The sequence below is a fragment of the Leptospira montravelensis genome (genome assembly GCF_004770045.1).
In the GTDB taxonomy this organism is placed as follows: domain Bacteria; phylum Spirochaetota; class Leptospiria; order Leptospirales; family Leptospiraceae; genus Leptospira_A; species Leptospira_A montravelensis.
In genome coordinates this window covers 384,092-409,290 of the sequence record NZ_RQFO01000016.1, presented here as the reverse complement: position 1 = coordinate 409,290, position 25,199 = coordinate 384,092, and the positions used below count along the sequence as shown (strand labels likewise).

At 37.2% G+C, this 25,199-nt stretch carries 23 protein-coding genes; 10 read left to right on the top strand and 13 right to left on the bottom strand.

Annotation, left to right across the window (positions count from 1 at the left end; genetic code table 11):
* Positions 1 to 7: 7 nt before the first annotated feature.
* From EHQ31_RS12230 to EHQ31_RS12220, 3 genes are read right to left on the bottom strand one after another with little or no spacing between them, the layout of a single operon-like run.
* A complete protein-coding gene (locus tag EHQ31_RS12230) occupies positions 8 to 361 on the bottom strand; it encodes a hypothetical protein (RefSeq protein WP_135573320.1) in 354 nt (117 codons plus the stop codon).
* Positions 345 to 761: a hypothetical protein gene (locus tag EHQ31_RS12225; RefSeq protein ID WP_135573322.1), complete on the bottom strand. Its 417-nt coding sequence runs from the start codon at positions 759 to 761 to the stop codon at positions 345 to 347. The genes EHQ31_RS12230 and EHQ31_RS12225 overlap by 17 nt, the downstream gene beginning before the upstream one ends.
* Positions 758 to 7,480: an RHS repeat-associated core domain-containing protein gene (locus EHQ31_RS12220; protein ID WP_135573324.1), complete on the bottom strand. Its 6,723-nt coding sequence runs from the start codon at positions 7,478 to 7,480 to the stop codon at positions 758 to 760. Before EHQ31_RS12220 ends, EHQ31_RS12225 begins: the two co-directional genes overlap by 4 nt.
* 344 nt (positions 7,481 to 7,824) lie before the next feature.
* Between EHQ31_RS12220 and EHQ31_RS12215 the strand changes: the two genes are divergently transcribed.
* The gene (locus tag EHQ31_RS12215) at positions 7,825 to 8,175 is read left to right on the top strand and encodes a DUF3147 family protein (RefSeq protein ID WP_135573326.1); all 351 of its coding nucleotides are present in this window, start codon (positions 7,825 to 7,827) and stop codon (positions 8,173 to 8,175) included.
* Positions 8,176 to 8,214: 39 nt separating this feature from the next.
* Here the strand turns inward: EHQ31_RS12215 and EHQ31_RS12210 are convergent, their stop codons facing one another.
* Together EHQ31_RS12210 and EHQ31_RS12205 are read right to left on the bottom strand one after the other, a co-directional pair.
* Positions 8,215 to 8,811, bottom strand: a complete 597-nt coding sequence (locus EHQ31_RS12210; RefSeq protein WP_135573328.1) for a class I SAM-dependent DNA methyltransferase — start codon at positions 8,809 to 8,811, stop codon at positions 8,215 to 8,217.
* A 54-nt stretch (positions 8,812 to 8,865) separates the two neighbouring features.
* The gene (locus tag EHQ31_RS12205) at positions 8,866 to 9,834 is read right to left on the bottom strand and encodes an LA_2444/LA_4059 family outer membrane protein (RefSeq protein WP_135573330.1); all 969 of its coding nucleotides are present in this window, start codon (positions 9,832 to 9,834) and stop codon (positions 8,866 to 8,868) included.
* Between the two features lie 152 nt (positions 9,835 to 9,986).
* Between EHQ31_RS12205 and EHQ31_RS12200 the strand changes: the two genes are divergently transcribed.
* Positions 9,987 to 11,600, top strand: a complete 1,614-nt coding sequence (locus EHQ31_RS12200) for a fumarate hydratase (protein WP_135573332.1) — start codon at positions 9,987 to 9,989, stop codon at positions 11,598 to 11,600.
* Positions 11,601 to 11,609: 9 nt separating this feature from the next.
* The gene (locus EHQ31_RS12195) at positions 11,610 to 12,011 is read left to right on the top strand and encodes an SRPBCC domain-containing protein (protein WP_135573334.1); all 402 of its coding nucleotides are present in this window, start codon (positions 11,610 to 11,612) and stop codon (positions 12,009 to 12,011) included.
* A 61-nt stretch (positions 12,012 to 12,072) separates the two neighbouring features.
* Here EHQ31_RS12195 and fumC read toward each other — a convergent pair whose 3' ends face one another.
* Together fumC and EHQ31_RS12185 are read right to left on the bottom strand one after the other, a co-directional pair.
* Positions 12,073 to 13,452, bottom strand: a complete 1,380-nt coding sequence (fumC, locus tag EHQ31_RS12190; protein ID WP_135573336.1) for a class II fumarate hydratase — start codon at positions 13,450 to 13,452, stop codon at positions 12,073 to 12,075.
* A 141-nt stretch (positions 13,453 to 13,593) separates the two neighbouring features.
* Complete coding sequence (locus tag EHQ31_RS12185; RefSeq protein WP_208652779.1) at positions 13,594 to 13,926, bottom strand: hypothetical protein; 333 nt, start codon at positions 13,924 to 13,926, stop codon at positions 13,594 to 13,596.
* Between the two features lie 136 nt (positions 13,927 to 14,062).
* Between EHQ31_RS12185 and EHQ31_RS12180 the strand changes: the two genes are divergently transcribed.
* Positions 14,063 to 14,515, top strand: a complete 453-nt coding sequence (locus EHQ31_RS12180; RefSeq protein WP_135573340.1) for an AAA family ATPase — start codon at positions 14,063 to 14,065, stop codon at positions 14,513 to 14,515.
* Between the two features lie 127 nt (positions 14,516 to 14,642).
* Here EHQ31_RS12180 and EHQ31_RS12175 read toward each other — a convergent pair whose 3' ends face one another.
* From EHQ31_RS12175 to EHQ31_RS12160, 4 genes are all read right to left on the bottom strand, one after another.
* Complete coding sequence (locus EHQ31_RS12175) at positions 14,643 to 15,014, bottom strand: type II toxin-antitoxin system VapC family toxin (RefSeq protein ID WP_135573342.1); 372 nt, start codon at positions 15,012 to 15,014, stop codon at positions 14,643 to 14,645.
* Entirely contained in the window at positions 15,011 to 15,217 is a 207-nt protein-coding gene (locus EHQ31_RS12170) for an AbrB/MazE/SpoVT family DNA-binding domain-containing protein (RefSeq protein WP_135573344.1), read from the bottom strand. Before EHQ31_RS12170 ends, EHQ31_RS12175 begins: the two co-directional genes overlap by 4 nt.
* Before the next feature lie 209 nt (positions 15,218 to 15,426).
* Positions 15,427 to 15,690 carry an RNA recognition motif domain-containing protein gene (locus EHQ31_RS12165; RefSeq protein ID WP_012390051.1) on the bottom strand — a complete coding sequence of 88 codons (264 nt, stop codon included), beginning with the start codon at positions 15,688 to 15,690 and terminating at the stop codon, positions 15,427 to 15,429.
* A gap of 256 nt (positions 15,691 to 15,946) precedes the next feature.
* Positions 15,947 to 16,438 carry an FKBP-type peptidyl-prolyl cis-trans isomerase gene (locus EHQ31_RS12160; protein WP_135573346.1) on the bottom strand — a complete coding sequence of 164 codons (492 nt, stop codon included), beginning with the start codon at positions 16,436 to 16,438 and terminating at the stop codon, positions 15,947 to 15,949.
* 93 nt (positions 16,439 to 16,531) lie between these two features.
* Here EHQ31_RS12160 and EHQ31_RS12155 point away from each other — a divergent pair, with 93 nt between their 5' ends.
* Positions 16,532 to 18,208: a Na/Pi cotransporter family protein gene (locus tag EHQ31_RS12155; RefSeq protein ID WP_135573348.1), complete on the top strand. Its 1,677-nt coding sequence runs from the start codon at positions 16,532 to 16,534 to the stop codon at positions 18,206 to 18,208.
* A 14-nt stretch (positions 18,209 to 18,222) separates the two neighbouring features.
* Here EHQ31_RS12155 and EHQ31_RS12150 read toward each other — a convergent pair whose 3' ends face one another.
* Together EHQ31_RS12150 and EHQ31_RS12145 are read right to left on the bottom strand one after the other, a co-directional pair.
* On the bottom strand, positions 18,223 to 20,199 hold the full coding sequence (locus EHQ31_RS12150; protein ID WP_135573350.1) for a 7TM diverse intracellular signaling domain-containing protein: 1,977 nt from the start codon (positions 20,197 to 20,199) through the stop codon (positions 18,223 to 18,225).
* Positions 20,200 to 20,267: 68 nt separating this feature from the next.
* Complete coding sequence (locus EHQ31_RS12145; protein WP_135573352.1) at positions 20,268 to 20,594, bottom strand: LB_289 family protein; 327 nt, start codon at positions 20,592 to 20,594, stop codon at positions 20,268 to 20,270.
* A gap of 122 nt (positions 20,595 to 20,716) precedes the next feature.
* Between EHQ31_RS12145 and EHQ31_RS12140 the strand changes: the two genes are divergently transcribed.
* From EHQ31_RS12140 to EHQ31_RS12120, 5 genes are all read left to right on the top strand, one after another.
* The gene (locus EHQ31_RS12140; RefSeq protein ID WP_135573354.1) at positions 20,717 to 21,184 is read left to right on the top strand and encodes an LIC_11090 family protein; all 468 of its coding nucleotides are present in this window, start codon (positions 20,717 to 20,719) and stop codon (positions 21,182 to 21,184) included.
* An 87-nt stretch (positions 21,185 to 21,271) separates the two neighbouring features.
* Positions 21,272 to 22,111, top strand: a complete 840-nt coding sequence (locus EHQ31_RS12135; RefSeq protein ID WP_135573356.1) for an MbnP family copper-binding protein — start codon at positions 21,272 to 21,274, stop codon at positions 22,109 to 22,111.
* 58 nt (positions 22,112 to 22,169) lie between these two features.
* The gene (locus tag EHQ31_RS12130; RefSeq protein ID WP_135573358.1) at positions 22,170 to 23,369 is read left to right on the top strand and encodes an MbnH family di-heme enzyme; all 1,200 of its coding nucleotides are present in this window, start codon (positions 22,170 to 22,172) and stop codon (positions 23,367 to 23,369) included.
* On the top strand, positions 23,369 to 24,271 hold the full coding sequence (locus EHQ31_RS12125; protein WP_135574096.1) for a hypothetical protein: 903 nt from the start codon (positions 23,369 to 23,371) through the stop codon (positions 24,269 to 24,271). The genes EHQ31_RS12130 and EHQ31_RS12125 overlap by 1 nt, the downstream gene beginning before the upstream one ends.
* A complete protein-coding gene (locus tag EHQ31_RS12120; RefSeq protein ID WP_135573360.1) occupies positions 24,268 to 25,179 on the top strand; it encodes an LIC11086 family outer membrane transporter in 912 nt (303 codons plus the stop codon). Before EHQ31_RS12125 ends, EHQ31_RS12120 begins: the two co-directional genes overlap by 4 nt.
* Positions 25,180 to 25,199: the final 20 nt, after the last annotated feature.

Below are 25,199 nucleotides of genomic sequence, written 5' to 3'. Positions count from 1 at the left end.
TAACCTATTATTCTGAATATTCTAAACACAATGAATTTCCTTTTCTATATAAAGAATAAATGTTCTTATATTTTTTTTCAATATGTGCATCTTCGAAATCAAACTTTATACATTTCTCTTTTGTAGCTAATTCTGAAGTTCCAATATTTTTTCGAATATAAAAATCTCCGAAATAGAAAACCTTTCCGTAAAAATCTGGATGTAAAATGAATTTATTTTTCACTTTGTCGTATCTAACTTTTTCCTCTAATGAGTAATTATATTTTTTACTATCTCTTGATTCACTGCTAGTCTTAAAAGAATTACAAGATAACATCAAAACTATATTTGGGATAATAACGATTTTATTTATTATTCTCATATTTTATCAGGTATCCTGTTATAATATACTGATCTGAGTTTGTTTGTATATAAAGTAACGCAGGTGTTGGAACAACTGAAATTTGTGTTTCATTTTTAAATGCCGCGTTTTTATAAATAGTTAGTTCTTCTATTTCATCGTAATCAAACACGCTTTCTACTGGAAAAATTACTCCTTGGATATCGACCCTCGATGTGCTAAGCAATCCTCTTCCTAAAATTTGCAATAAATCCTCTGGTTCTTCGTCTAACTTCTCATCTAATCGGAACTGAATTTTAAATGGAACCCTTGTTTTCCATTCTATTTTTTTCTCCTTTCGCTCAAGCGTAACAATCGGAATATTTGATCGGCACCCACTAACCATTACCAGAATTATAAAACAAAATGAAATTAATTTCATGGCGTAAAACCCCAATGTTCATTATCTAAATAATAACTCAGGAGATAGAGAGGGGTTACGATTATAAATCCTATTCCCAAAGCTCCGCCAATCAATCCCATTTGAGTCAAATACCAATCGCCCCATGGATAAAAAAAATAATTTAAAAATTTGGAAATCCCCAAATCCGAAAATGGAATGCCTAAAGGACTCGTTTCAGAAATCGTAAAAAATCTGCCAGATTGATCGAATATCCTTTGAATAGTATCACTTTTATTAATCGCGTCTTGTTGTTTCCTGTTATCTTCATTTCTACCAAATAAATAAGCCGAAATTATATATAATTCCTTGTTTGGCATATCTTTCGTTATCAAATATGCAGCAAACGCCATTTTCCAAGATTTTCCAACATGAACTCTTTCATCATGCTTTCCATCCACATTTTCCCATTTCCCACCGGCTCTTTTTCCCATTGAAAACCCCATAAAAAGATTTCTAACTCTATGAAAGTCATTTTCTGCTGGCATCAAGTAATAAGCAGCAAGAGCATATTGTAAGGCTTTCGAAATGTGAGGTTTTCCTAAATGAGAAGCATTTTGTCCTATCGTTTTTTCGATATATGTTTGCTTTCCTCTTTCATTCCCTCTAAATTCACGGAATGCTGCGGCCGTAAGCAGTAATCGATCTCTTTCCCTCATACCTGCACTCAATAAATAAACAACTAAGGTTCCTATATAAGGAGTTTGTCTTCCATACCCAGTTGGATCATTGTATTTAATCGGGTTTCCATTTGTATACATGTATCGATTTAAACCATTTATTTGCTTAGGGTATATTTTTTGGTCTCCTGTTAAGAAGCGACCGACGAACGGATCATAAAACCTTGCTTTCATATAGTACAAACCAGATTCTTTGTCTTCAAGTTGTCCCGCATATTTGATTTTACTAATATCCGGCCCACCACTATCCGTTCTGTGAATCAATCCATAGGGCTTGTAAGCAATTCTTGATCTCCCTGTCCAATCGCCGCCAGATAAAGGGTTTCCTTTCGAATCAGATAAAAAGCTAACAGAACCTAAATGGTCTGCATGTTGAAATGAAATACCTGACGATGATGTAGGTGAAATAGGAGACACTGAGGTCCCTGTTCCAGGAATGTAATCGTTTCCTCCATCATTGACCGACGGTGCGGAATCAGAAACATGCGTTGGAAATAATATCAGAGGTTTCCCACTTCCATCTCCTCCTATTCCTAGAAACCCACAATTCCCAACACCAACAAGAAATGAAAAAAGCAACAATACATTTGCATACCGCATAATGGGTAAAACAAAAATGGAATAGTCAGATTGTTTTTGTTTGCGAACGAAAATGAATAAAAATCCAAGAAATGCAAATTGGATTGAATAGGATCCAAATCTAATATTTTCCCTTGTTATTTGTTTTCTTAGTGGTTTCAATAGCAAAGAATCAAATTTATTTTTTCTATATACTTCACAATCAATCGTAGTTTTAGAACAATCGAATATAGATAAATTCGAACTTAGAATTTTATCCCAAGGAGTGAGAGAGCTGAAATTTTCATCCCTCAAAAATTGAACGTCTGGAATGGTTATTTGCGCTAGTGGTTCCCCTTTTAAACCCTTAAGGTATAAGGTGACAGATTCAGGGATGCCTTCTTCCCTTGTGATTTCAAAGGCATCACCAAATAAAGTGTAACTAATCTGTTTTCCATTCCCTACATCTTTTTTGATTCGATTCCCAGAATGGTCATAATAGTAACGAATGGAAGTGCCACCAACAGTAGTGATACTTGTTAATAAATTATTGGAATCATAAGAATGAACGTCTCCATTCCGATTGACCATATTTCCATTCGCATCATAGGAGTAATGAAACGTCCCAATTTGAGGAGACCTTGCTTCGGTGACTAAATGAGGTTTATTTGAATTTTCATATTTAAATGTTACATCACCTCGTTTTAGTAAGTTACCATCTGCAGAATATTCGTATAATTCTTCGCCATATTTCCCACTAGACTTAACAAGACGGTTCAATGAATCATATTCAAAATTTTGAGTTCTATCTTCTCGGTTATTATCTTGTATTTTACTAATATTTCCACTTGGATCATACTCATATTTCAAGTTTTGTTCTAGAAACCCATTTGTTAGTTTAGTTCGAAGCCCAGTTAACCTTTTGAATTTTTTATCAATTTCAATAGTAGACTCAACTCCGTTTCCATTTATTTTTTTGATTACAAAGCGATCCTCTTCTAGAAATGGTCCTTCATATTTCACCAGAAGTTGGTTAGTTGAGTTGCCATCCGCAGAATCCAGAGTCATTTGATTCAAATGTCCGCCAGATCCATAAGAATAATGAATTACCGTTCCTTCTGGATATCTAGTGAGAGTAGGGTTGTTATTGGTATCATATTCTGATTCGACAAACAAAATTACATCATCCATCATTTTCTTTTGCCGGAGTACATTCCCTCGCATGTCATAATCCATCAATACTGTAAGGTTACCATCATTCACCTGCGTCAATCTTCCGACTGGATAGGACTGCAATGTAGCACCACCAACGTCATACAGATAGGATATTGTTTTTCCGCTCGTTACCTGTGATTTGATCCTCGACAAACTATCATAAGTGAAATCGGTTATTGTTCCGTCTGATTTGATCGTTTTTGATAGTCGCCCTAACAAATCATATCGCATTTCTATTGTACCGGACGATTTATCAATTTGTCCGATTTTTCGTCCTCTGGTATCATATTCATATCTGGTTTGATTTCCTAACGAATCAGAAATTGTTTTAACTTCGCCTCGAAGATTATAACTCATCGTATGGGTGGAACCATTCATCGTTCGTCGGATCTCTTGACCTAAAACGTTCTTTTCAATTTCTATCGTTTGGACTAGCTCGCCTGTTGCTGAAAACATGTTTGTAGTTGTAACTAATTGGTTTGGAGAATATGATATTGAAATTCTTTCCCCTTTCGAATTTCTAACACCTGTAACCCTGTCATAGTTATCATAATCATACTCTTCCCACTCTTCTTCCATAAGACCAGAAATGATTGGATTGTATTTACGATAGAGCCGTCCAAAAGAATCATATATCATTCGTTCGGTAAGATTAGCTGATTCATTTAACTGAGTGATCTTACTCTCTAGCTTCCCATCATGATTCATTATTTCAGTAATGACCGAATATCCACCTTCTGAGTTACGAGACTGTTTTATTACTTGTAACTTCATTTCATCTTTCTGGTATTTGAAACTTTGTCTAAGATTGGGTTCCGAATCACCTGGAAGTGTTTCGCTTTTTTCATTCAAGAAAGGATCATATGATTTTTTTAAACTTGCTCCGTTTGGCGAAATTTCTTCGATTAATGAATCTGTAAGTAAGTCATATCTTTTCTCTGTTCTATGACCTAAACTATTCATTTCCGATACAACATTGATTCCAGAATCTGAATCATATTCAGTCATCACTTCACCGATTCCCGGAATATTTTTGACCGTATTTCTGCCGAGCACGTCATAACTCATTGTCACTTTCGATTGGTCTGGACTTCCAGAAAATGACACAACTTCTGCAACCAAATTGTTATTGGAATAATGGAATTCTTCATCTGAAACTAATTCAGTTTGCGAATAACTTTTAATTCTTTTAGGTCTTCCTATAAAATAGTTCTCAAAAGAAATGTTGTTATCAAAATTTGATTCTTCTTCTTTTACCAATATGTTATTTGCGAATGTTTTTTGAGACAAAGCATTGCCATATATGTCATACCCAGCTTGGTATTCTTCTTTTTTATAAAGATAGGAGTCTATGTAGGATTCCGAAACCTGCGAATTTCTCAATACCAATTCAACACCAAAAGGATTTTTTAATTGATAATTATAGGTTAGGCTTTTTGCAAGGGTTCCATCCGAATAATAACTCATTATCGATTTTTCAAGACCGGCAAATTGGGGTTCGGCTTGGTTATATATTATTTCTTTTCTAAGATTATGTAATAGATTAGTTTCAATTACTATTTCAAACCCATAGTACGCCCGGGAAAATAAATCACCAAGGTGAATTCTGAAATTTTGATAATCATATCTATCTACTATGACTTTATCCGCACTTTTCGATTCTATCTCATAAACTTGTTGTTTTGATATTGGAACTGAAAGCTTGGGGTAGGAACCATTATTAAACTGGATAGCATTTTGAAATTCTTCAGTCTTTTTATATCGAATTTCAGTTTCAAACCACATTCCATCTGTTAGTTTTACAAGCTTATCATGTGAATTATTCAGAACCACCGGAGTAACACTTAAATTCCCTCCTTCTGGAGTATCGTAAAGAGCTAATAAGCTAAGGAGACTTAGAAGTAAGCCTGGTGACATTGTTGTTTTAGGAGCTTTAAATAAGGAAACAAAAGCATCAAATCCCCTTGCATGCATCGCAAAAAAATTCTGACTTCTGCGCGTTCCATCAATATAGTCCTGAATTGAAGGGTAATAACTTAAGTGAGGAACGTTTAGTAAAAATGCGTTTTTATCAGCCCTTAGATGAATTAGTTCTACTCTTCCATCCTTGTTTAAGTCCATTGCTCCATAAAACGAATCTGCATCTGCCAACGTACCCCCAATGGTAAAGCCTTGTCCGTTCCCGTAATTGACAGCTACTCTCGATCCATCAAAGGCAAGTAGGTCGACTTTTCCGTCTCCATTGACATCAGCAAATGTTTTGGTTTTAAGAATTTCATCGCCAAAAACTTCTCCCTGGTAAACCATACCTGAAAGATAACCTTGATTAACTCCTTCTGCAAAACTTTTCCCTGAATTTAAATAAGTATAAAATAATCCATTGGGTAGTAATACGCAGAAATCTGGTCTTCCGTCATTATTGATATCTGCAAGCCATCTGTTGTATCCTTCCTCTTTACTATTTCCATTGCCCGTGTAGATTCCACCCATTCGATACTCAATGGAATAACCGGAGTTTAAGAATATTTTTCTTATAACAACCTCGCCGTTTAAAATATGTACAAACTCAGGCTTTCCGTCAGAATCAAAATCGATAAACTGCCCCATTTTTTCATTGATAAAGATAGGGCCAATGTCTATATGATTTTCGCCAGAAAAAGAAGTACCTTGTGAGTAACTAATTGAAATCGTCGTATCATTAATCTTTTTTATATAATCAGAGCGTCCATCTCCGTCTATATCAACAAGACCTCCCTTCCAGGTTAAATCAGGAGGACTAAATAGAAAATCAACGGGCGGGGTAACTAGACTTAAATTTGATATCAGATATGGTTCAGTATAATAGCCATTCCGCGCGAAAGTAACTAATACATTTTGACCATTCGAATATGCTAAGTCTACATTTCCGTCTCCGTCAACATCCCCCCAAGACATTGTAGAAAAACTATTATATCCTATCCCATGTAAATTCGGAGATACAGTGGATTCATCCATACTTGTTGTTGGATTTTTAATTGTGACAATTCTGAACGAACCTTCATCTTCATTGCCTACAAGTCGAACTCCTTCCAATTTTCCATCACCATCAGTATCGCCGAAGGTTAGAAGGTTATTTGGACTTCTGGTTCCTGTCATACAAGGAAGCCACCACGTATTCTGAAATTGGCTGCAAAGCAAACCATACCTGGCTTTTTCGGTCTGGCAGACCAATAAACTCGCTGGGTTTGGCATATTACATACCATCGTGTTGAATGCTAAACAGTTTAGTGTACCAAGGTTGCATTCAAATTTATCTTGCAATGGCACTCTTGAAACTGCAAAAAGATTTGGAATTCGTTTTTCAACTTTTGATCCATATACAGATTGTGTTCTCTGGCTATAGGATAATTGAATGTCAATGTATTTGCCATCTCCAAAGTTATTTGATTCTTCGCGAGAAATCGTAATTAATTGTTCTTCGCCTAATTGATTTGTAGAATAATCAAATTTATATAAACGGACGGTTACTCCGGCTACTTTTACTCTAATATCGCTTATTAGTTGGTTATCTTGAGATTGAATAAAATTCGTATATTTCGTTGCATTATCGTTATTGTCTCGATATTCGAATGAGATTTCTCTGTTTTGGTATACAATTTTCGTAACAAATATACCTGCACTGCTATTCGGTTTCCCATATGTTACAGTATATCCAACACCAAAAGTGTCCTTTACGCTCGTTAGTCGCCATCTTTGGACCTGATCTTGATTATACAATGAATTTTCAATTTGATACTGATCGTTGCCCCCAAATGTATAAATCAGCCCGTTTTTGTCTTTCGCTTGCCAAGTTTTCGAGTCAAGTTTCTTGAATATAAATAACGATTCAGGTTTTGTTCGATAAATGTTTAACGTATTCGTGGGGACTAGTTCTCCACCTAGTGTAGACGTAAAGCGCTCAATCCCATGATCATACGATCCGCGAACATCTCTTTCTATGTAATGATTAAGATTTAAATCCCATCCTTTTCCTAATAACCCAGTTGGTAATTCCGAATTATACGAAAGTTGTAAATTTGGTGCTATTTCCTTTAGAGCAACAGGTAGCTCAATAGGGAAAGTAGTAACAGCATTTCCAAACTGATCAACTGAGATTGTTGGTAAATTTTGAGGAATTCTTTCGTTCCAAAAATCCATCAAGGTAAAACTTGAAAATGAAAAGAATGCAAAAGATAATAGTATAATATTCTTTAAATTTGATAATTTCAAAGTGTAACTTAACCTAAATGATTTTTCTGTAATTTAACAGATGTTTTCTAGTGAACTAAAAAAGAAACTTACTAGTAAAGAGTTTTTACTTTCTATTGAATGATTCTAAAACGTTTTTAACGTTTTTTGGGTGATTTCGGAACGTTTTTAACGTTTTTTCTGAATTTTTTTTTGGACTTAGTTTAAAGATAAGTATTTAATAATGTTTCTAAGATCTATTGGTGTTAGTCTATGGATTGAATGCGAGTCATTGAATGAAACAAATTCTTGATCTTAAAAAATTCTATAATGGAAATTAAGGATCTGCTCTATGTTATCAAATTTTGAATTTGGAGAATTTATTTATGATTTTTATGATGACCAAATACTTAGTCACTGCTGCACTTGTTGTCATCATTTCGGAAGTGGCAAAACGAAATGATCGAGTAGGAAGCCTCATCGCTTCTCTTCCATTGGTCACCATCCTAACATTGTTTTGGTTAAAATTTGAAAATGCTGGCATAGAAAAAATTTCTAACCATGCCTATTATACTTTTTGGTTTGTGATTCCCACTTTACCTATGTTTTTGTTATTTCCAAAACTAAATGCCACATACGGGTTTTGGGTAGCCATGTTATCTAGTATAGTTTTTACCATTGTTTTGTTTTATCTATATCAGTTGGTTCTCAATCGATTCGGAATTCGTTTGTTATAAGGTAAGTTCTATAGTTTTCAGTATTGACTTTTTATAATATTATTTGATCCCTGTTGCCAAAAATAGCGAAGCATCTTCTTTCATAAAAATATTTTTTCCATGATAAAACGTATTTTTATTTATATTATGAAACCCAACTGCAGAGAGTAAGGACTTAATTTCTAAATCGGTAAATCCGTTATGCACTTTAGGATGATTTATCTTTTCATTTTTATCAAAATCAACTAGGATGATCTTTCCTTGGGGATTTAGAATTTCATAAAAAAACTTTAAAATCTTTTTTGTATCGGGGATATGCAAAAGAACCAAAGAAACCAGTAAAATATCTGCTTTTTTTGTTTTCGAATTTTGCAGAAAGTTGGAGTGGATTACCTCTGCATTGTGTATGTTGGTTCTTTTGATTTTTTCTCGGACAATGTCTAACATGGGTTCTGATGCATCAATCAAAAGTACATGTTCCACTAAAGATGTTAAGGTAAGGCCGACAAGACCCGTGCCACAACCATAGTCAAATAAAGTTTTTGATTGGCTATTTTGGCATTCTGTTTGCACGGCACTGGCAATGATTTTTGCTAATTCTATTCTTTCGTTTGTATCATACTCTTTTGCAAGTTGGTCAAAAACATTTGTGTCCATCCTATTTTAGACAACAATGAACCATGTGAATCCAACCTGTTCCCAAAAGATTCCTTAAAAACTAACCATCATTCCCAAATAAATCCCACGCAAACGTTCAAAGTTTTCTGATTTTTTCGGGAGGTTCCATTCCCAATTGTCTGTCACGGAAGGATTCTGTGATCCTAAATTTGCAGTGTTACGGCTAAATTGAATTTCATCGTAATGCAAATAGGAGAACTTAGAAACAATCATATTATAACCCACAAAAAATTTCATATTCGGATGAAACGAATAGGAGAGAGAACTATCCCATTCATAACCGCGAAAGATTCCTTCTGTACCGGTAGTGGATAGGGAATATTGGAATCTGTCCTCCATTAAGTTGGGTTGTTTGAAAAACCGAGTGCCTTGTGTGTAGAATACATCCATTGTTAGTTGGAATGCCAATTCTTCGGTGAGTTGGTAGATAGATTGGACAGAAACTTGCGGGCCATACGTAAAAAAATATTCTTTGAAGGTTCCTTGGCCTAAATAGTTCCCATAGAGATATCTGTTGATATTACGAACCCCACCTCCCAGATATAATTTCCAATCTTTGTTAAGTAAAAATGTTTGGTAAAGGTTTAGTTCAAACTCAGAGCGAGCCGTCGGAGAAAGATAAAACCGGGATACATTTCCACCTTGGGCCGACTGTTGGTAAAGTAGAGTATTTGCGTTTACGATTTCAATTTCAAAATAAGAAAGATCCACTTTGAAACCTTTTTCTATGTTTTCATAACTGAATACAAAGGGAATGAGAACCTTTCCATTTTCTTTCAAAGCCGAGCTGGAACGAGTGGGGACAATGGATTCGTTTTTATCAGTGAGAGAAGTATATTCGTAAGGAAGGTATTGGTAGGTCTGTCTTTTTAAAAGCAAACTCCACTCTGATTTTTTACTGTTTCCCTCTGGTAATGGTCTTTCTGTTTCCCGACCTTCGCCTTCCGCAAAAATCATCGAAGAGACAGAAACAAGAAATATGTAAATTAGGTTCTGCTTCATTTTCCTTTGTTATAGACTGGTTTTGGAGAATGAAAACGCTTTTTTCCCATCCCGTTTTCCTATTTCCAGTAAGTGTTTCAAAAAGCCTCTGCAAAAATTCATTTACGAAACGAGGAATCCCTCGAGATTAGAAGTTATAAATAGAGGTTCCCATGCCAGAGTTTTTTTACGCCGATCCTTTTCCTTTAAAAGAAGACACTACCGAATACAAATTATTAACAAAAGATTTTGTAAGCACTGTCCCCTTTGGTGATAAAGAAATTTTAAAAGTGGAACCGGAAGGGCTTACCTTCCTTGCCGAAAAAGCAATGGAAGACATCTCTTTTTATCTAAGAACTGCCCACCTCGAAAAAGTTCGTAAAATTTTAGACGATCCGGAAGCAACACCTAATGATCGCTTTGTGGCTATGGCTCTTCTTAAAAATGCTGTGATTGCTGCTGACAAACAACTCCCTTCTTGTCAAGATACAGGAACCGGGATTGTGATGGCAAAAAAAGGGGAATACGTGATCACAGGCGGTGATGATGCGGAAGCACTTTCTCGCGGAATTTATAATACGTATGTAAACCGAAACTTACGTTATTCACAAGTGGTTCCTCTCACTATGTATGACGAAGTCAATTCCGGTTCTAATTTGCCAGCCCAAATTGATATTTATTCCACTCCTGGTGACAAATACAGTTTCTTATTTTTGGCAAAAGGTGGTGGGTCTGCGAACAAAACTTACCTTTTCCAAGAAACGAAGGCACTTCTCAATCCGGCCTCACTCGAAAAGTTCATCACAGAAAAAGTATCCAACTTAGGAACAGCAGCCTGTCCACCTTACCACATCGCTGTGGTGATTGGAGGAACGTCAGCAGAAGCCAATTTAAAGACCGTAAAACTAGCGTCAGCTGGATATTTAGATCATTTGCCAACCAAAGGAGACAAATTTGGATCTGCATTCCGAGACATAGAACTGGAAGAAAAAATGTTATTGGCAGCTCAAAAATCAGGGATTGGAGCTCAGTTTGGTGGAAAGTATTTGGCCCATGATTTTAAAGTCATTCGACTTCCTCGCCATGGTGCTTCTTGTCCGGTGGGACTTGGTGTGAGTTGCAGTGCCGATCGTAACATCAAAGCAAAAATTACAAAAGATGGAATTTATATAGAAAAACTAGAATATGATCCATCTAAGTTTTTACCAACCATTGATGATGTAGATTCTAACACCGAATCAGTTCATATCAATCTTAATCAACCAATGCCTGAAATTCTAAAAGTTCTTACTAAGTATCCTGTGAAAACGCGTGTTATGTTGTCGGGTCGCCTCGTTGTTGCTCGTGACATTGCTCATGCAAAGTTAAAGGAAAAATTGGATAAGGGAGAACCGCTTCCTGATTATTTCAAAAACCATCCTGTGTATTATGCAGGTCCTGCCAAAACTCCAGAAGGAATGCCTTCCGGTTCATTCGGTCCAACAACAGCGGGCCGTATGGATAGTTACGTTCCTCTTTTCCAAGAAAAAGGTTATTCGATGATCTCACTTGCCAAAGGGAACCGTTCCAAAGTGGTTACCGATAGTTGCAAAAAGAACGGCGGGTTTTATCTCGGATCCATCGGAGGACCTGCCGCATTACTTGCCAAAGAAAATATCAAAAAGGTAGAAGTGTTGGATTTTCCTGAGTTAGGAATGGAAGCTGTTTGGTCCATTGATGTGGAGAACTTTCCTGCCTTTATCGTAGTGGATGATAAAGGAAATGATTTTTTCCAAATGTTGAATTAAAACCAAACGATGTGTAAAACAATTAAACAGAAAGTAAAATTTAAAGCCTCACCTAAGACAATTTACCAGTGCATTTCTGATTCAAAGAAAGTTACTTCCCTTACAGGGGAAACGGCTGTGATTAGCAATCAGATCGGTGGAACATTTTCCACCATGTCTGGAAAGGTTTCCGGAATCATCGTTGATCTTGCACCTTCAAAACGAATGGTGCAAGCATGGAGAAGATCCGATTTTCCCGAAGGAATTTTTTCAATGGCTACCTTTACATTGAAAGAAACTTCTGAAGGCGGAACAGAAGTTGTACTCACACACCGCGGTGTTCCGAAAGAACTGATCCCTGATGTGGAAGAAAGTTGGCGCCAAAACTACTGGGATAAAATTCGGACTACTTTGAAAACTCAGTCTAAGTGAGATTACAAACAGAGAACCATATCTACTCAATACAGTTTGTATTTTAGAATAGAAAGTGATTTTAAATCATCTCTTCCGGTTTTACCCAAAGATCAAACTGTTCGGCAGTTAAAATTCCTAATTTGATCCCAGCTTCTTTTAAGGTAGAATTTTCTTTGTGAGCCAGTTTTGCAATTTTTGCAGCATTGTCATACCCGATGTGCGGATTCAGTGCCGTTACAAGCATCAGTGAACGGTTTAAATTCTGTTCGATCGTTTCAAGGTTTGGTTCAATACCTCTGGCACAATGTTCTTCAAATGACAAAGTAACATCCGCTAACAGTCGTATGGAATTGAGTACATTAAAAATAATCAAAGGTTTAAATACGTTTAATTCAAAATTTCCTGAAGCACCACCCACGTTCACGGCCACATCATTTCCGATGACTTGAGCGGCCACCATGGTCATGGCTTCGGATTGTGTTGGATTGACTTTTCCTGGCATAATCGAAGAGCCAGGTTCGTTTTCGGGAATGGAAATTTCGCCAATCCCTGCGCGTGGGCCAGAGGCCAACCACCTGATATCGTTTGAGATTTTCATAAGGGAACAAGCGATGGTTTTTAAAACTCCACTCACTTCCACAAGGGAATCATGGGCAGCCAATGCCTCAAATTTGTTTTCTGCACTGACAAAAGGAAGTCCTGTTTCTTTCGCAATGGCAGCAGCTGCATCCGCTGCAAATTTAGGATGGGTATTGAGTCCAGTTCCTACGGCAGTTCCCCCAATAGCCAATCGGTAAACAGAAGGTAACACTCGTTTGACTCTCTCAATCGAATAAAAAAGCTGTTGTACATAACCTGAAAATTCCTGGCCTAAAGTAATAGGAGTGGCATCCTGCAAATGAGTTCGGCCAATTTTTATGATACTTTTAAAATCTTTTGATTTTTTTTCCAAAGTGTCATGCAGTGTTTGTAAGGCGGGAATGAGTTTGTGTACGAGTTGTTCGGCACAAGCAATGTGCATGGCAGTGGGAAAAGTATCGTTTGAACTTTGGGCTTTGTTGACATCATCATTCGGATGGATGGGTGTTTTCGAACCAAGAACTCCACCTGCCATTTCGATGGCACGGTTGGATATGACTTCGTTCACATTCATATTGGTTTGTGTTCCCGATCCCGTTTGCCAAACCGCAAGAGGAAAGTGGTCATCCAATTTACCTTCGATGACTTCTTCGGCCGCATTTACGATGAGATCTGTTTTTTCTTTGGATAAAATTCCCAGATTATGATTCGTGAGAGCTGCGCATTTTTTTAATATCCCGAAAGCTCGAATCATTTCTCTGGGAAATCTATCAGTGCCTATATGAAAGTGGTGGAGGGAACGCTCCGTTTGGGCACCCCAATAACGAGAGTTCTCCACTTCGATTTCACCCATAGAGTCGGTTTCGATTCTTGTTTTCATATTCCCTCACAAATCATTAGAGATTCATTGTATTCTTTAAGTAGACAGAGTTTGTTTGGAGAATCGAAAAAGAAAATGGTAGGGATGAAAAAATGGGAAACTCCTACATTAGAATCTGCAGGAGTTTTTTGTTTTAGAAAATTAAAACGGTTGGTAAAAAGCTAAGTAAGCTGCTGCGAGTCCCAAAAGTGGAAATACAAACCAAAGGATTTTAGCAAATTTTTCTTTTTTAGATGCCATTGCCAAAAGTCCACCAAACGCAAGCCAGATGACGATTTTCAAAATCACCCAAACTGGGAGTGCTGAATGAGAAATTCCTCGGAACTTCATCAGTCCAAATCCTGCAACGATCAAAAGTAAAAGTCCTATACCATGAAAGATAGCTGCCGCTGCTTTGAATTTGTTTTCCGATTTTTTTCCCCCATTGATGGTGTAGAGGGTAATTCCGCCGAGGGATAAAAATAAAAGATACATTCCGAAAATATGGATGAGTTTATACGCTTCGTATGACACAAAAGTCTCCTTGTTTCTGCTCTATTCTTTCAGATAGAATCATTCTAGGCTAGATTTTTCTCTTTCCCTGCCTGGAAAAAGAATCAAGATTTGGAAAATGGAATCTAAGAATTCAGAAAATTTGAGAATAGATCTCACTTCCATCGAACAAACAAAAACTTTACTTACCTTACGAGGAATTCCCGGTTCAGGAAAAACAAGTTTAGCCAAAGCCATTTCTATTACCAATGGCGCACCTATCTTTTCGATTGATTCCTATTTTGAAGATGAAGCCGGTAATTATCATTTTGATTATCAAAAAAACCATTTAGCTTACAAAGAATGTGAATCCAAAACAAAACAAGCGCTCGAACAGGAAATCCCGTTTGTGATTGTAGACAATACGTTTACTTTAGATTGGGAGATGGAACCTTACGTCCGTTTAGCGAAAGAATACGGATATAGGATATTTATCGTGACAGTGGAAAATCGACATGGCGGAAACAACGTACATCAGATTCCAGAAGAACAAATCGAGAAGATGAAGGGAAAATACAAGTTGGTATTGTAGGAAGGGATTGGAAAATAAGATCGATTTTTTTAATTTATAGATGAAGTTTGTTAAGATGGAAAAATTAAAACTAGAGAAATGTGGCGATTGAAAATACGTTTTTTCGGACTATTCTAACTTTAACTTTCTATTTATCGAAAAACTTAACCCCTGCTAGACCCCTGAAATCATTGTCTTGTGTCCAAAGTGTTGCTTTATTTAATTGGGCTGTTGCGTAAATGATGCTATCTGCCATCGGAATTGACTTTTCTACACTGATCTTTGCCGCATAAATAGAAATTCTCGAATCCAAATTGATTACCTTGCCGAGTTGCATATGGGCTACAATTCTAAGTGCAAGGTCTTCACCCTTTTCTTTATAAACTTTTTTGAAAATTTCAAATAAAGACAAACTTGGAACAAGCAAGGTTTCTGTTTTTTCAATAGCTTCAGAAAATAAATTCGCTCGATTCGTGCCACCGAAATACTCTAACCATCCGGAAGAATCAACTACATTCAAATTCGATCTCTATCTCGATCTAATTTCCTGTCCATACCGGCTAAAGAACCTTTCAATTTTTTAATTGGTTCAATAGGGATTAACTCCATTCGATTTCCAAAAGTTATCATTTCGAGTTTCATACCAGCTTTAACACCGATTTGTTCACGAATTTCTTTTGGAATGACCACTTGAAATTTTGGTGAGACTATCACTTTTCCCATATCGATACCTCTACCGTAATACTAAATGGTGATCGATCAAATGTCAACGAGATAAGATAAAGAAAGGTGAACGAATTGATTCGGAATTTGTTAAGATTAGCTGATTTTGAGACGGGAGTTTGTTAGGAAATTAAATGTAAAAAATCAAAAAGGCAAAAAAAAAACGCCGCGTAACTTCAAGTTATGCGGCGGTTTTTAACAAACTTGGATTATCTCCAGTTGTTTGTTTTAGGTTTTGCGATGTTTACTTTCATCTCACGGTTAAGAATGTTTTTTCCGTTAAGATCTTTGATCGCGTTATCAGCTTCTTTTCCATCTTTCATTTCGATGAATCCGAAACCTTTAGAACGGCCAGAATACTGGTCAGTGATGATTTTTGCAGAAGTTACTGCTCCGTGTGCTCCGAAAAGCTCACTGAGTTTACCTTCAGTCATATCGTAAGAGAGGTTGCCAACGTAAATGTTTACTGACATAGTTTTTGTCCTGTTTGTTAAAGTTGACTCGGGAATTCTAGATTTACAATCGTCGGAACCCTAAAAGGGATTTTGGGTAAGAACTCCAGAAAAATGCAGGGAAAAACTTGGGAAAGCTACCAGCGTGCAAGCTTGAAAGGACTACTTCGGCGGTGAAAATCAACAATACTCTGAATCTTCTGTCAGTGTAATTACCCTTTCTAAAAAAAGCAATCTGAAAGAAGACCCAGAGAGAAAATTGCGAAAAAAGAGATTTCTAGTGGTGGTGGTGTCCGCCTGGACCGTGCACGTGACCGTGTTGTAATTCTTCTTCCGTGGCTTCACGAATGGATTTAATCGTAACATCGAAGTGGAGGGTTTCTCCAGCTAACGGGTGATTGCCGTTCAGAATGACATCGGCATCACGAACCTCTTGTAAATATAGAACCATTCTACCTTCGGGCGTGTCCGTTTGGAATTCCATTCCCACCTCTAACTCTGCTTCGGGTGGAAGTTCTGTTTTGGGAACTTGAAAAATAAGCGCTTCGTTATATGTCCCATAACCATCTTCAGGTGGTACAGTTACATTTTTAGAATCTCCGTTCACTAATCCTTCTAATTCTTTTTCCAAACCGGGAATAATATTTTGCCAGCCGTGGAGGTATAATAGTGGTTCGTCTGATTGGTCCAGAGTTTCTCCCTGGGCGTTCTTTAGGTGATAGGAAAATCCTACAACCATTCCTTTGCTGATGGTTTTTGACATATTCATTACATTATACCAATGGAAAAAAATACTGCAACCGAATAAAAGGTTGGTACCAAATTGTAATCAAAGAAATTGAACCTTGGAAATATTACATCTATGAATTGGTCACTACTCATTCAAGTTTTAGGTGGGCTCGGGATTTTCATCTACGGGATGAAATTACTAAGTGAGTCCTTACAACGCGTGGCGGGAGATCGGCTTCGTTCCTTTCTTTCGTCTATGACGCGAAACAGAGTTTCTGCTGTGTTCAGCGGACTATTTATTACATCTACAATACAATCCAGTTCGGCAACCACCGTACTTGTTGTTGGATTTGTGAATGCAGGTTTAATTTCACTCGCCCAAGCCATCGGTGTGATCATGGGGGCCAACATTGGAACCACTATCACGGCATGGATTGTATCCTTTTTAGGATTTAAATTTAATATTGCATCGTTCGCATTACCAGCTGTGGCAGCAGGGGTGATCTTAAATTTTTCACGCAAAGAAAGCAGATCCGGTTGGGGAAGTTTCCTCATTGGATTTGGATTTTTGTTTTTAGGATTGGATTATTTAAAAACATCTGTTCCTGACAGTGCAAAGGATCCAGATAGTTTTCTATTCTTACAACAATACACAAATATGGGATTCAACACCATATTGTTGTTTGTATTGATTGGTGCCTTACTAACGATTGTGATTCAATCTTCTTCTGCTTCCACAACCATCACCATTACACTTGCATTCTCAGGTTATATCCCGATTGATGCGGCCTATGGTATGATCCTTGGGGAAAACATTGGAACTACAATTACTGCCAACCTAGCAGCCATTCCGGGAAATCGAAACGCTAAAAAAGCAGCACTGGCTCACACTATGTTCAATGTGTTCGGTGTGGTTTGGGCACTCCTATTTTTCAAACTGTTTACTGGCATTGTAGATGATTTGATTCCTGGAGATCCACTCACAGATAAAGAATCAACTAGATTCCATATTTCTTTATTCCATACAATGTTTAACATCACAAATACTCTGGTCCTCATTTGGTTTGTGAATACAATTTCGAAAGTGGTAAGTGCCATTGTTGATGGCCTAGCTTCCAAAACAGGAAAAGACAAAGATTCCATTCGACTTTTGCAAGCCGGTGCTGTAAAAACAACGGAACTTGCGATGGTGGAACTAGTGGAGTTCACGAAAAAAATCATTCGTGATACTTATGATTTCCTAAGGTTGACAGAACAAATTTTGTTACAACCTTATGATGCTGCTCGTGTCCTTCAGGTATTAAAAAAAGAAGAAGAGTTGGACCAAGTTCGTACAGAAGTGCTCACTTACTTAAACCAAATCCAAGAAACTGGGATTACTGGAAACTATGCAAAAGATGTATTAGGAATTATGGAAAGGGTGAAGGCAGTGGAAGAAATGGGTGATAACTTTGCCTCCATTGCACGAAAAATGAGAAAATCTCACCGCCAAAAAGTATCTTTGGACAAAACGTTCGGTAATTCTGTAAAAGAACAAATGGATTTACTCAAACACCATTATGACATTTTGCTCGTGAACTTGGATCAAAGTGAAACTTTTGATATCCTTGGGAATCCACAAATTCGTAACCAAAGTCGTGAGTATCGTTTCCAAATGATTCGTTCCATCAAAAAGAACGATTCTAAAGTGAAGAAGAAAAAGTATCAGAAAAAAGACAATTTGATGCCAGCTCTACTTTACCGTGATGTATCTCGTAACTTAGACAATATTTCCAGACTACTCAATGCAGCGATTTATGCGGACGTTTAGTCCGCTTAATTTGATTAAGTAATTTCAAATAGAATCAATGTTATATCATCGTCTGCGGGACCTTCTTTGTTCCGTAGGCGAATGTGTTCATCAATCCCACCATACAAAGATTCCACTGATTCCGCTTTTCTTTTGAGCAACCACTGAATTAATTCCTCTTCTCCTGAATCACCATTTTCCCATAAATCCCAAATCCCATCGGTAAATAGTAAAATTTTATCTCCGGTTGCGAGTTTGTAAGTTTCTTCTGGATACTGGACTTCTTTTGCATATCCTATGAGTTTGCCTTTAGGTCGAATGACTTCAATGAATGCGGATTCTTCATTAAACTTGTATAAGGCGGGATGTCCAGCATTAGCTACTTTTAATAGTTTTTGTTCCAAATCGATAAAGATCGCACTGGCAGTTAAAAATTGGTTTTTATAATTACCGGCAAGAGAAACATTGATGCTCTCTAAAACTTTTCCAGGTTTATTGGCAAAGGCCAAAGTTTGCATATAAGCAATTTTTAACATGGCAGCTTCAATGGCGGCAGGTACACCGTGTCCCGTAACATCGGCAATGAGTCCACAAATTTGGTGTTTGCCATAAACGGTTAGGTCATAAAAATCTCCACCCACCAAAGAAGCAGGAAAATATCCTGTTTTGATGATAAGGCCTGGAAATTTGGGTAAGACTTGCGGTAAGGTTGACTCTTGTAGTTTTTGGGCTAATTTTAGTTCTTTTCCATAGGCGATTAACTTTTGTTTGTTGATTTCTGCTTTGAATTGGATTTTGTCTTTTTCTTTGCGAACCACAGAAATCCGATCACCCAAACCAAATGCCATTAGTAATACTTCGATAGCAGTTCCGATCTGAAATGCATTTTCAGTAAAAACATTCACAGGAAAAAACCCCATGTACCTGAGAACGGTAGCAAGTCCACCAACAATCACAAAGAAAAACCCAAAAAAATAAAATCTTGCAGGCGGGAATTTTTTTATGTAAGCAATGTAAAAAGAGACTACCAAAGCAAAAAAAGCGAGTAAAAATGAAAATATATCTCCTGCCCTGTTCATCAGTCGGTAAGGTAAAAAAGGAAGTAAAAAAAGGCAGATAGTGGGAATGATACTAAGTGCTATAAACCATTTGTAAACGAAAGGAGAGTTTTCCTTTAAATTCATGAAAGTGATACTTAGCGGAAAACAGGAAATTAAAAATAAAAAATAAAGTGGATTATGTGTATGATAAACTAATTCGGGTGAGGACGGAAAAAAAAGTGCAGGAAACAATCCTTGCATAGAAAATTGAAATAAAATTGCTGATAAAAATAAATATAAAACATAAAAAATATAAGCTTTGTCTCGAACCATGAAATATACAAAAAGATTGTATAAAGTCATCACTCCCACTATACCGAAATAAAAACCTTGTAGTAAAGTATCCAAAGAAACAAAACTATCAAAATCTTTTTCTTCTGCGATCATGAGTGGCACAGAAATGGAACTATCTGTTTTGACACCTACGAAATAAGTGACTGTTTCACTTGGCAAAAGGTCAGTTCCATAACTGAATCCTCGATAATCTCTTTCTCTGTTCCTAAATGGATAAAGTCTACCTTGGATGTTTTCTGAAATTTCACCTGATTCTCGTAAGGCGAAAAATTTAACCTCATCCAGTAATGGGTATTTTATAAAAGTGATGATTCGTTTGTAATGATTTTCATCGTTATGAATGATAAAACAAAACCAATACTGTTTGTCAGTATTTCCAAAGTTCGGGACGATACCTTCCGATTTTTCTGTAGGATATGTTTGGAAGTGAATTAAAACCTCAGATAGCGTTTGGAGGGAAGGGTTTTTAGAAAAATAAGTTAGGTGATGGGATAGGTCAAAAGTTTTGCCTTGTAGAGAGGAGAGCGCAACAGGCGTTGTGTTCGGACAATTTTTAGTGTCAGCAAATACGTTTGTATGAAAGAGACATAACAGAATGAAGGTGAGGATCCATTTCATACAGGAAGGTCACAAGTATAGGACGAAGACCTTCCTTTGTAAATCTGTTTGTAGTGAAAAAAAAGGAATTAAGCAGTGACTGCAGGAATTCCTGCCAGGATACGAAGTGACTCGTAAGCCTTTTCTTTTTGTTCGACTTTGGTTTTATTGACTGCTTTTCGGATGATTACATCCCACTGTTTTTCTGGGTGTTCCATTTTCATGTTTTCCAGAAGTTCTAAAATGTTTTCGTCATCGGATGCATTAAAAATCTCATCCGAATCATAGCGAAACATTCCAAAAAGGGCGTCAATGTAATCCCCTACGCTCATGGCCTCTTTTTGACCAGGTAGGATCTTTTTCTTTTCTGCCTTTCGCAGTTCTCTTTCCCTGCGTTCTAGTTCCGTGCGTTTCATCTGATGGCCTCTAGCTCGTTTGCATTGGTTCCAATACCATGTTTTCAAAGGCCAGGAGGGGGGACACTAAATTTGTCCAAAAATGGCTCGATTTTTGGGTTGGGCGACAAAAGATGGGGTGGATGCTCTACAAACGGTGGATTGCCGGTAGTTTGGCCCTTTTTCTTTGCACTCAATTCCTTTTTTTAGGGAGTGGGCTGCTTGGCTATTGTGTGGAGTCTGCATCTAAAATTTGTCAGTGTAATCATGGTTCCAAAAAGGAAAAACATGGGAACTCTGAGGATCAACTTTTTTCCGAGGATCGGGAAACTTCCGTTGCTGTCACATCTTCTCATGAACACGAAAACAGTTCGGAAGAGACGCTCAAACCTAGCTGTCATGATGCAAAATCGGGAGAAGCCCATCTCTGCTCCTGTAAAAAACAAAAAAAAGATGCAGTTTCATTGAGAATGCATCACCAAACAATGGATCGACCAAACCTAACAATCATTTTGGTTCCATCTTCTGATATCATTTATACAATGTCTGAGTCTCCTTCCGCTCTTTTGGAAGGAAAAATCCCTACTTTACTAAGACCACCTCGTATCTAAGTTCTGAACTTAAAGTTGATTCAATCAGTAGATTTTTTGTATCTACTGTAATAAAACAAAAACAGCAATTTAGAATATTAGGTATTTATGAATTTATTTAAAACATTTTTTATTTTCATTTTGGTAACAGGATTTATATCTTGTAATCCAAATTCCAAATCCGATGACAAGGATACTCTGACACTTTTAGCTTTGGCATGGCCCCAACCAGTGAGTTTAGAATTTGAAGCGCTAGCAAACGGGAAAAAGATTTCCTCTGGTTCCAATACCCTTGCAGATGCACGTACAGTTCGTTTTAGTGATTTCAGGTTGTTTATCTCGGAAATTAAGTTAGTACGTGCAGATGGATCAACATCAGAGGTGTCCTTTGCAACTGACAATGTTTGGCAATCTAATGGTGTTGCTCTTGTTGATTTAGAAACTTCAAAAACAACTGAAACTAATACGAAAGTATTAGGCACTGTTGCTCCAGGAACTTATACAGGAATCCAATTTACTGTCGGAGTTCCTGAATCATTAAACCATTTGGATAAAAATGTTCAACCAGCACCACTTAATGTTAGTTCAATGTATTGGGCTTGGACCAGTGGATACAAACATGCAAATATTGAGTTCAGTTATGACGGAACAAATTATACTTTATTGCATCTTGGATCAACTAATTGTAGTGGTGCACCTAACTATGGAAATTGTACAAAAAAATTCCGTACTTCAGTGCAGCTAACAGGTCAAATAAATCCAGGAAATCAGAAAATTTCTCTAGATGTAGATAAACTGTTTACTGGTCATACCTATGGGGCAATGGGTATGTGTATGCCTGGTGATGCTTCTGCAACATGTCAACCTCTAATCCGAGCATTTGGATTGAATGATACTAATGGTGCGGCTGATGGAACTTATGCGCAAAGGATCTTTAGCTTAAAGTAAAATTGGAAGGGTTAGTATCATATAATACTAACCCTTTAAGTTATTAAGGATATAAATTATGAAATTTTTTCATCCCACCATTTTCTTTTTGGTAAGTTTTTTCATTAGCTGTAATGTCCTCCCATTTCAGAAAAAAGAAAAAAACAATGATATGTTGTTGTTAGCTCTTGGAATTTTGGCTAATGCTTCTGACTGGGTTTGGGATTTACCTCCCGGTTTTCCAGTACCAAATGTTCCTGCGGACAATCCTATGTCCAAAGCCAAAGTAGAGCTTGGTAGACATTTATTTTATGAAAAGAAATTGTCAGGGAATGAAACAATGGCCTGTAGCAGTTGCCATTTTCAATCTTTAGCTTTTGCAGATGGAAAGGATTTTCCCAGTGGGATTACAAACCAATCCCATCCAAGAAACGCCCAACATCTTTCTAACGTAGCATATATGCCAAGGCTCACTTGGAGTAATCCAAAAATGACAAGTTTGGAATTACAAGCACGTGCTCCTATGTTTGGTGAATCACCTGTGGAGTTGGGTTTACAGAATAATAATTTTTTAAGTGCATTGTCTTCCAATCCCATTTACCAACCGATGTTTGAACGTGCTTTTGGAGGTTCTGGAATTACCGAACAAAATGTACGTTATGCCCTTGCTAGTTTCCAAAGATCGATGATTTCTGGAAATTCCAAGTATGACCAATACACTTTTAGGAATAACAAATCTGCTTTAAATGCTTCAGAAATAAGGGGACTCAATTTATTTAATGGAGAAACTGCAGAATGTTTTCATTGTCATGGAGGGTTTAATTTTACTGACACTTCCTTTCATGGGGGAGCAAAGGAAGAATTCTTTTATCATAGCAATGGAATTCATACGGATGCCTATTATGCTGGATTAGCAAGCAGTAAACGCGGGTTATTCGATTTGACAGGAGTGGCATCCGATACAGGAAAATTTCGTGCCCCATCCTTACGAAATATTGGTGTTACTTATCCTTATATGCATGATGGATCTTTTATGTGTGATAATGCAAACAATCCTAATATTACAGCCGGAAAAACAAAGGTGGATTGTGCACGGGATGCACTGACGAAAGTTGTAGACCATTATCGTTCGGGAGGGCAAACACATAGTGGAAAAGATGGGGCGCTTATCCGGGCCTTTACGATCTCAGATTCACAAAGAGATGATATGGTGAATTTCCTTTTAGCTCTTACCGATGATGAGTTTTTATCGAATCCCAAGTTTGCGAGTCCCTTTTGATGAATACCTTAGTGATTCGTTACGCTCTATTATCTGGTTTATTTATTTTTTTCACTCACTGTACTTTTGGTTCGGTGGGTGATAGTAATAAGGATAAACTGGCGATCCTTCAGAACCTAATTTTTTTTAATAACAACCAAACGGTAGCAGTGGGAACAAATCTTCGCAGTTATGATGATCAAGCAGATGATAACCTAAACCAGTTTAGCTTAATAAGCAATGCAGTAACTTACAATATCACAGTCCAAAGTAGCACTTATACCAATTGGGAAACGGGAACTTATCGGATCAACCCACCAAGTCAGACGTTAGGCGTATCTACTTCTAGTTCGGAAAAAAGTTCTAACGCAACTGCAAAAACCCATACGCCGTATACAGTGCCTCTTGATTTACCGGCGGATGATTTGTATGGAAAGTCGTATCCTTTTTTATCTGCAGGAACGATTTCTAATATTATAGCAAACAATAGCACAACGGAAACGGGTGCTAGTTTTCTATATCCAAACACGAAGATTTCGAGTATGCCTCTCGGAGTTGTGGCAGTAGCAAATGTTAGCTGGGAAGAGATTTATATAAGGATGGATATCACTGGTGGAACTACAAAATCAGTGACCATTTTATTGCCACAAGGAAATAAACTAATCACACCTAAATGTAAAATTCCGATTAAAAATGGCAGAAGTGGCAATATTGAAATTTTATTTTCATTGTCTGGTCTTTTTCAAGACAGGTCAGTTTCTGGAACCCCGATTCGATTTTTAGATACACTGAGTGGGAAGTCGGATCCAGTAGTCATTTCTAAAGTTTCCAATGTTGATCTCTACAATATCCTTTTACAAAATCTCCAAGCTGAAGATATCGTTTTTAGTTTTCCTGGTTGTTTCCCTGGAGTGGAACGATGAAACATAATGTTTTAATTTTATTTTTTCTATTCATTTTCGCAGGATCAATATATTCGCATCACACAGGTTCGTCGGATAGTCCTAATGCGACCGCAAGATTTGTGGATCCTTTTACGGGAAAGAGAGAAAAGCCAACTAACTATTTAGTGATGACTCAAGATTATTATCAGTCTACTCGCGAAAATAGTCATCTCTTTACAACGACAGCCTTCGCTGAAATGAATTTTTATGACGGGAGATTTGCGCTCAATGCCTCCGTACCTTGGAACTATTACCAACAAAGAGGAAGAGAAGATGCAGCAAGGATTGGCAAAACGTATCTTGGTTTTAAATTCCAACCCTTTTTTGATTTAGATAAACCTTACTTTTTTGTAATTGAAGGGTCGGTTGGTTTTCCAAGTGGACCGGATACGGACCGCTTTACTGGAGGAAATTATTATACAGGTACGGGGTTTGTCAAACTTGGGTATTTGTATGAGAAGTGGTCCTTTGTGACAAAAATTGGTGGACTGGCTCCACTCTCACGTCCTCAACCAAACAACTTACAAGACAATGATGGTGTCCCATATTATTTTAGAAAACTTTCGGCATCACCTCCTGAGCCGGAGTATGAGTTTAAAAAAACTACTCTCATTTCTGGTTATGTGACGTATTATTTGATGCCAGAAATTTCTCTCTTTACGGGGTTATTGTATCGAAATCCATACAACGGGGTTGATTATTCGAAAGAAAAAGATAAATTGAATCCATCCTACTTTACCGAAGCAAGTGCAGGATTCTCTTGGAATTTTTCAGAAAAATATAATATGAGTTTAGCGTATCGATACCCTTTGCAGAGAGATCGTGAGTATCGACTCTACCAATCTGCATGGACATTTGCCTTCTCAATGGAGTGGGGAAGCGATTGACATTTGATGCCTTTTTTAAA

Excerpts from the sequence above, each read along its gene's own strand:
- EHQ31_RS12230 (WP_135573320.1), bottom strand. The coding sequence starts at position 361 with ATGAGAATAATAAATAAAATCGTTATTATCCCAAATATAGTTTTGATG.
- EHQ31_RS12225 (WP_135573322.1), bottom strand. The coding sequence starts at position 761 with ATGAAATTAATTTCATTTTGTTTTATAATTCTGGTAATGGTTAGTGGG.
- EHQ31_RS12215 (WP_135573326.1), top strand. The coding sequence starts at position 7,825 with ATGATTTTTATGATGACCAAATACTTAGTCACTGCTGCACTTGTTGTC.
- EHQ31_RS12210 (WP_135573328.1), bottom strand. The coding sequence starts at position 8,811 with ATGGACACAAATGTTTTTGACCAACTTGCAAAAGAGTATGATACAAAC.
- EHQ31_RS12205 (WP_135573330.1), bottom strand. The coding sequence starts at position 9,834 with ATGAAGCAGAACCTAATTTACATATTTCTTGTTTCTGTCTCTTCGATG.
- EHQ31_RS12200 (WP_135573332.1), top strand. The coding sequence starts at position 9,987 with ATGCCAGAGTTTTTTTACGCCGATCCTTTTCCTTTAAAAGAAGACACT.
- EHQ31_RS12195 (WP_135573334.1), top strand. The coding sequence starts at position 11,610 with ATGTGTAAAACAATTAAACAGAAAGTAAAATTTAAAGCCTCACCTAAG.
- fumC (WP_135573336.1), bottom strand. The coding sequence starts at position 13,452 with ATGAAAACAAGAATCGAAACCGACTCTATGGGTGAAATCGAAGTGGAG.
- EHQ31_RS12185 (WP_208652779.1), bottom strand. The coding sequence starts at position 13,926 with ATGTATCTTTTATTTTTATCCCTCGGCGGAATTACCCTCTACACCATC.
- EHQ31_RS12180 (WP_135573340.1), top strand. The coding sequence starts at position 14,063 with ATGGAATCTAAGAATTCAGAAAATTTGAGAATAGATCTCACTTCCATC.
- EHQ31_RS12170 (WP_135573344.1), bottom strand. The coding sequence starts at position 15,217 with ATGGGAAAAGTGATAGTCTCACCAAAATTTCAAGTGGTCATTCCAAAA.
- EHQ31_RS12165 (WP_012390051.1), bottom strand. The coding sequence starts at position 15,690 with ATGTCAGTAAACATTTACGTTGGCAACCTCTCTTACGATATGACTGAA.
- EHQ31_RS12160 (WP_135573346.1), bottom strand. The coding sequence starts at position 16,438 with ATGAATATGTCAAAAACCATCAGCAAAGGAATGGTTGTAGGATTTTCC.
- EHQ31_RS12155 (WP_135573348.1), top strand. The coding sequence starts at position 16,532 with ATGAATTGGTCACTACTCATTCAAGTTTTAGGTGGGCTCGGGATTTTC.
- EHQ31_RS12150 (WP_135573350.1), bottom strand. The coding sequence starts at position 20,199 with ATGAAATGGATCCTCACCTTCATTCTGTTATGTCTCTTTCATACAAAC.
- EHQ31_RS12145 (WP_135573352.1), bottom strand. The coding sequence starts at position 20,594 with ATGAAACGCACGGAACTAGAACGCAGGGAAAGAGAACTGCGAAAGGCA.
- EHQ31_RS12140 (WP_135573354.1), top strand. The coding sequence starts at position 20,717 with ATGCTCTACAAACGGTGGATTGCCGGTAGTTTGGCCCTTTTTCTTTGC.
- EHQ31_RS12135 (WP_135573356.1), top strand. The coding sequence starts at position 21,272 with ATGAATTTATTTAAAACATTTTTTATTTTCATTTTGGTAACAGGATTT.
- EHQ31_RS12130 (WP_135573358.1), top strand. The coding sequence starts at position 22,170 with ATGAAATTTTTTCATCCCACCATTTTCTTTTTGGTAAGTTTTTTCATT.
- EHQ31_RS12125 (WP_135574096.1), top strand. The coding sequence starts at position 23,369 with ATGAATACCTTAGTGATTCGTTACGCTCTATTATCTGGTTTATTTATT.
- EHQ31_RS12120 (WP_135573360.1), top strand. The coding sequence starts at position 24,268 with ATGAAACATAATGTTTTAATTTTATTTTTTCTATTCATTTTCGCAGGA.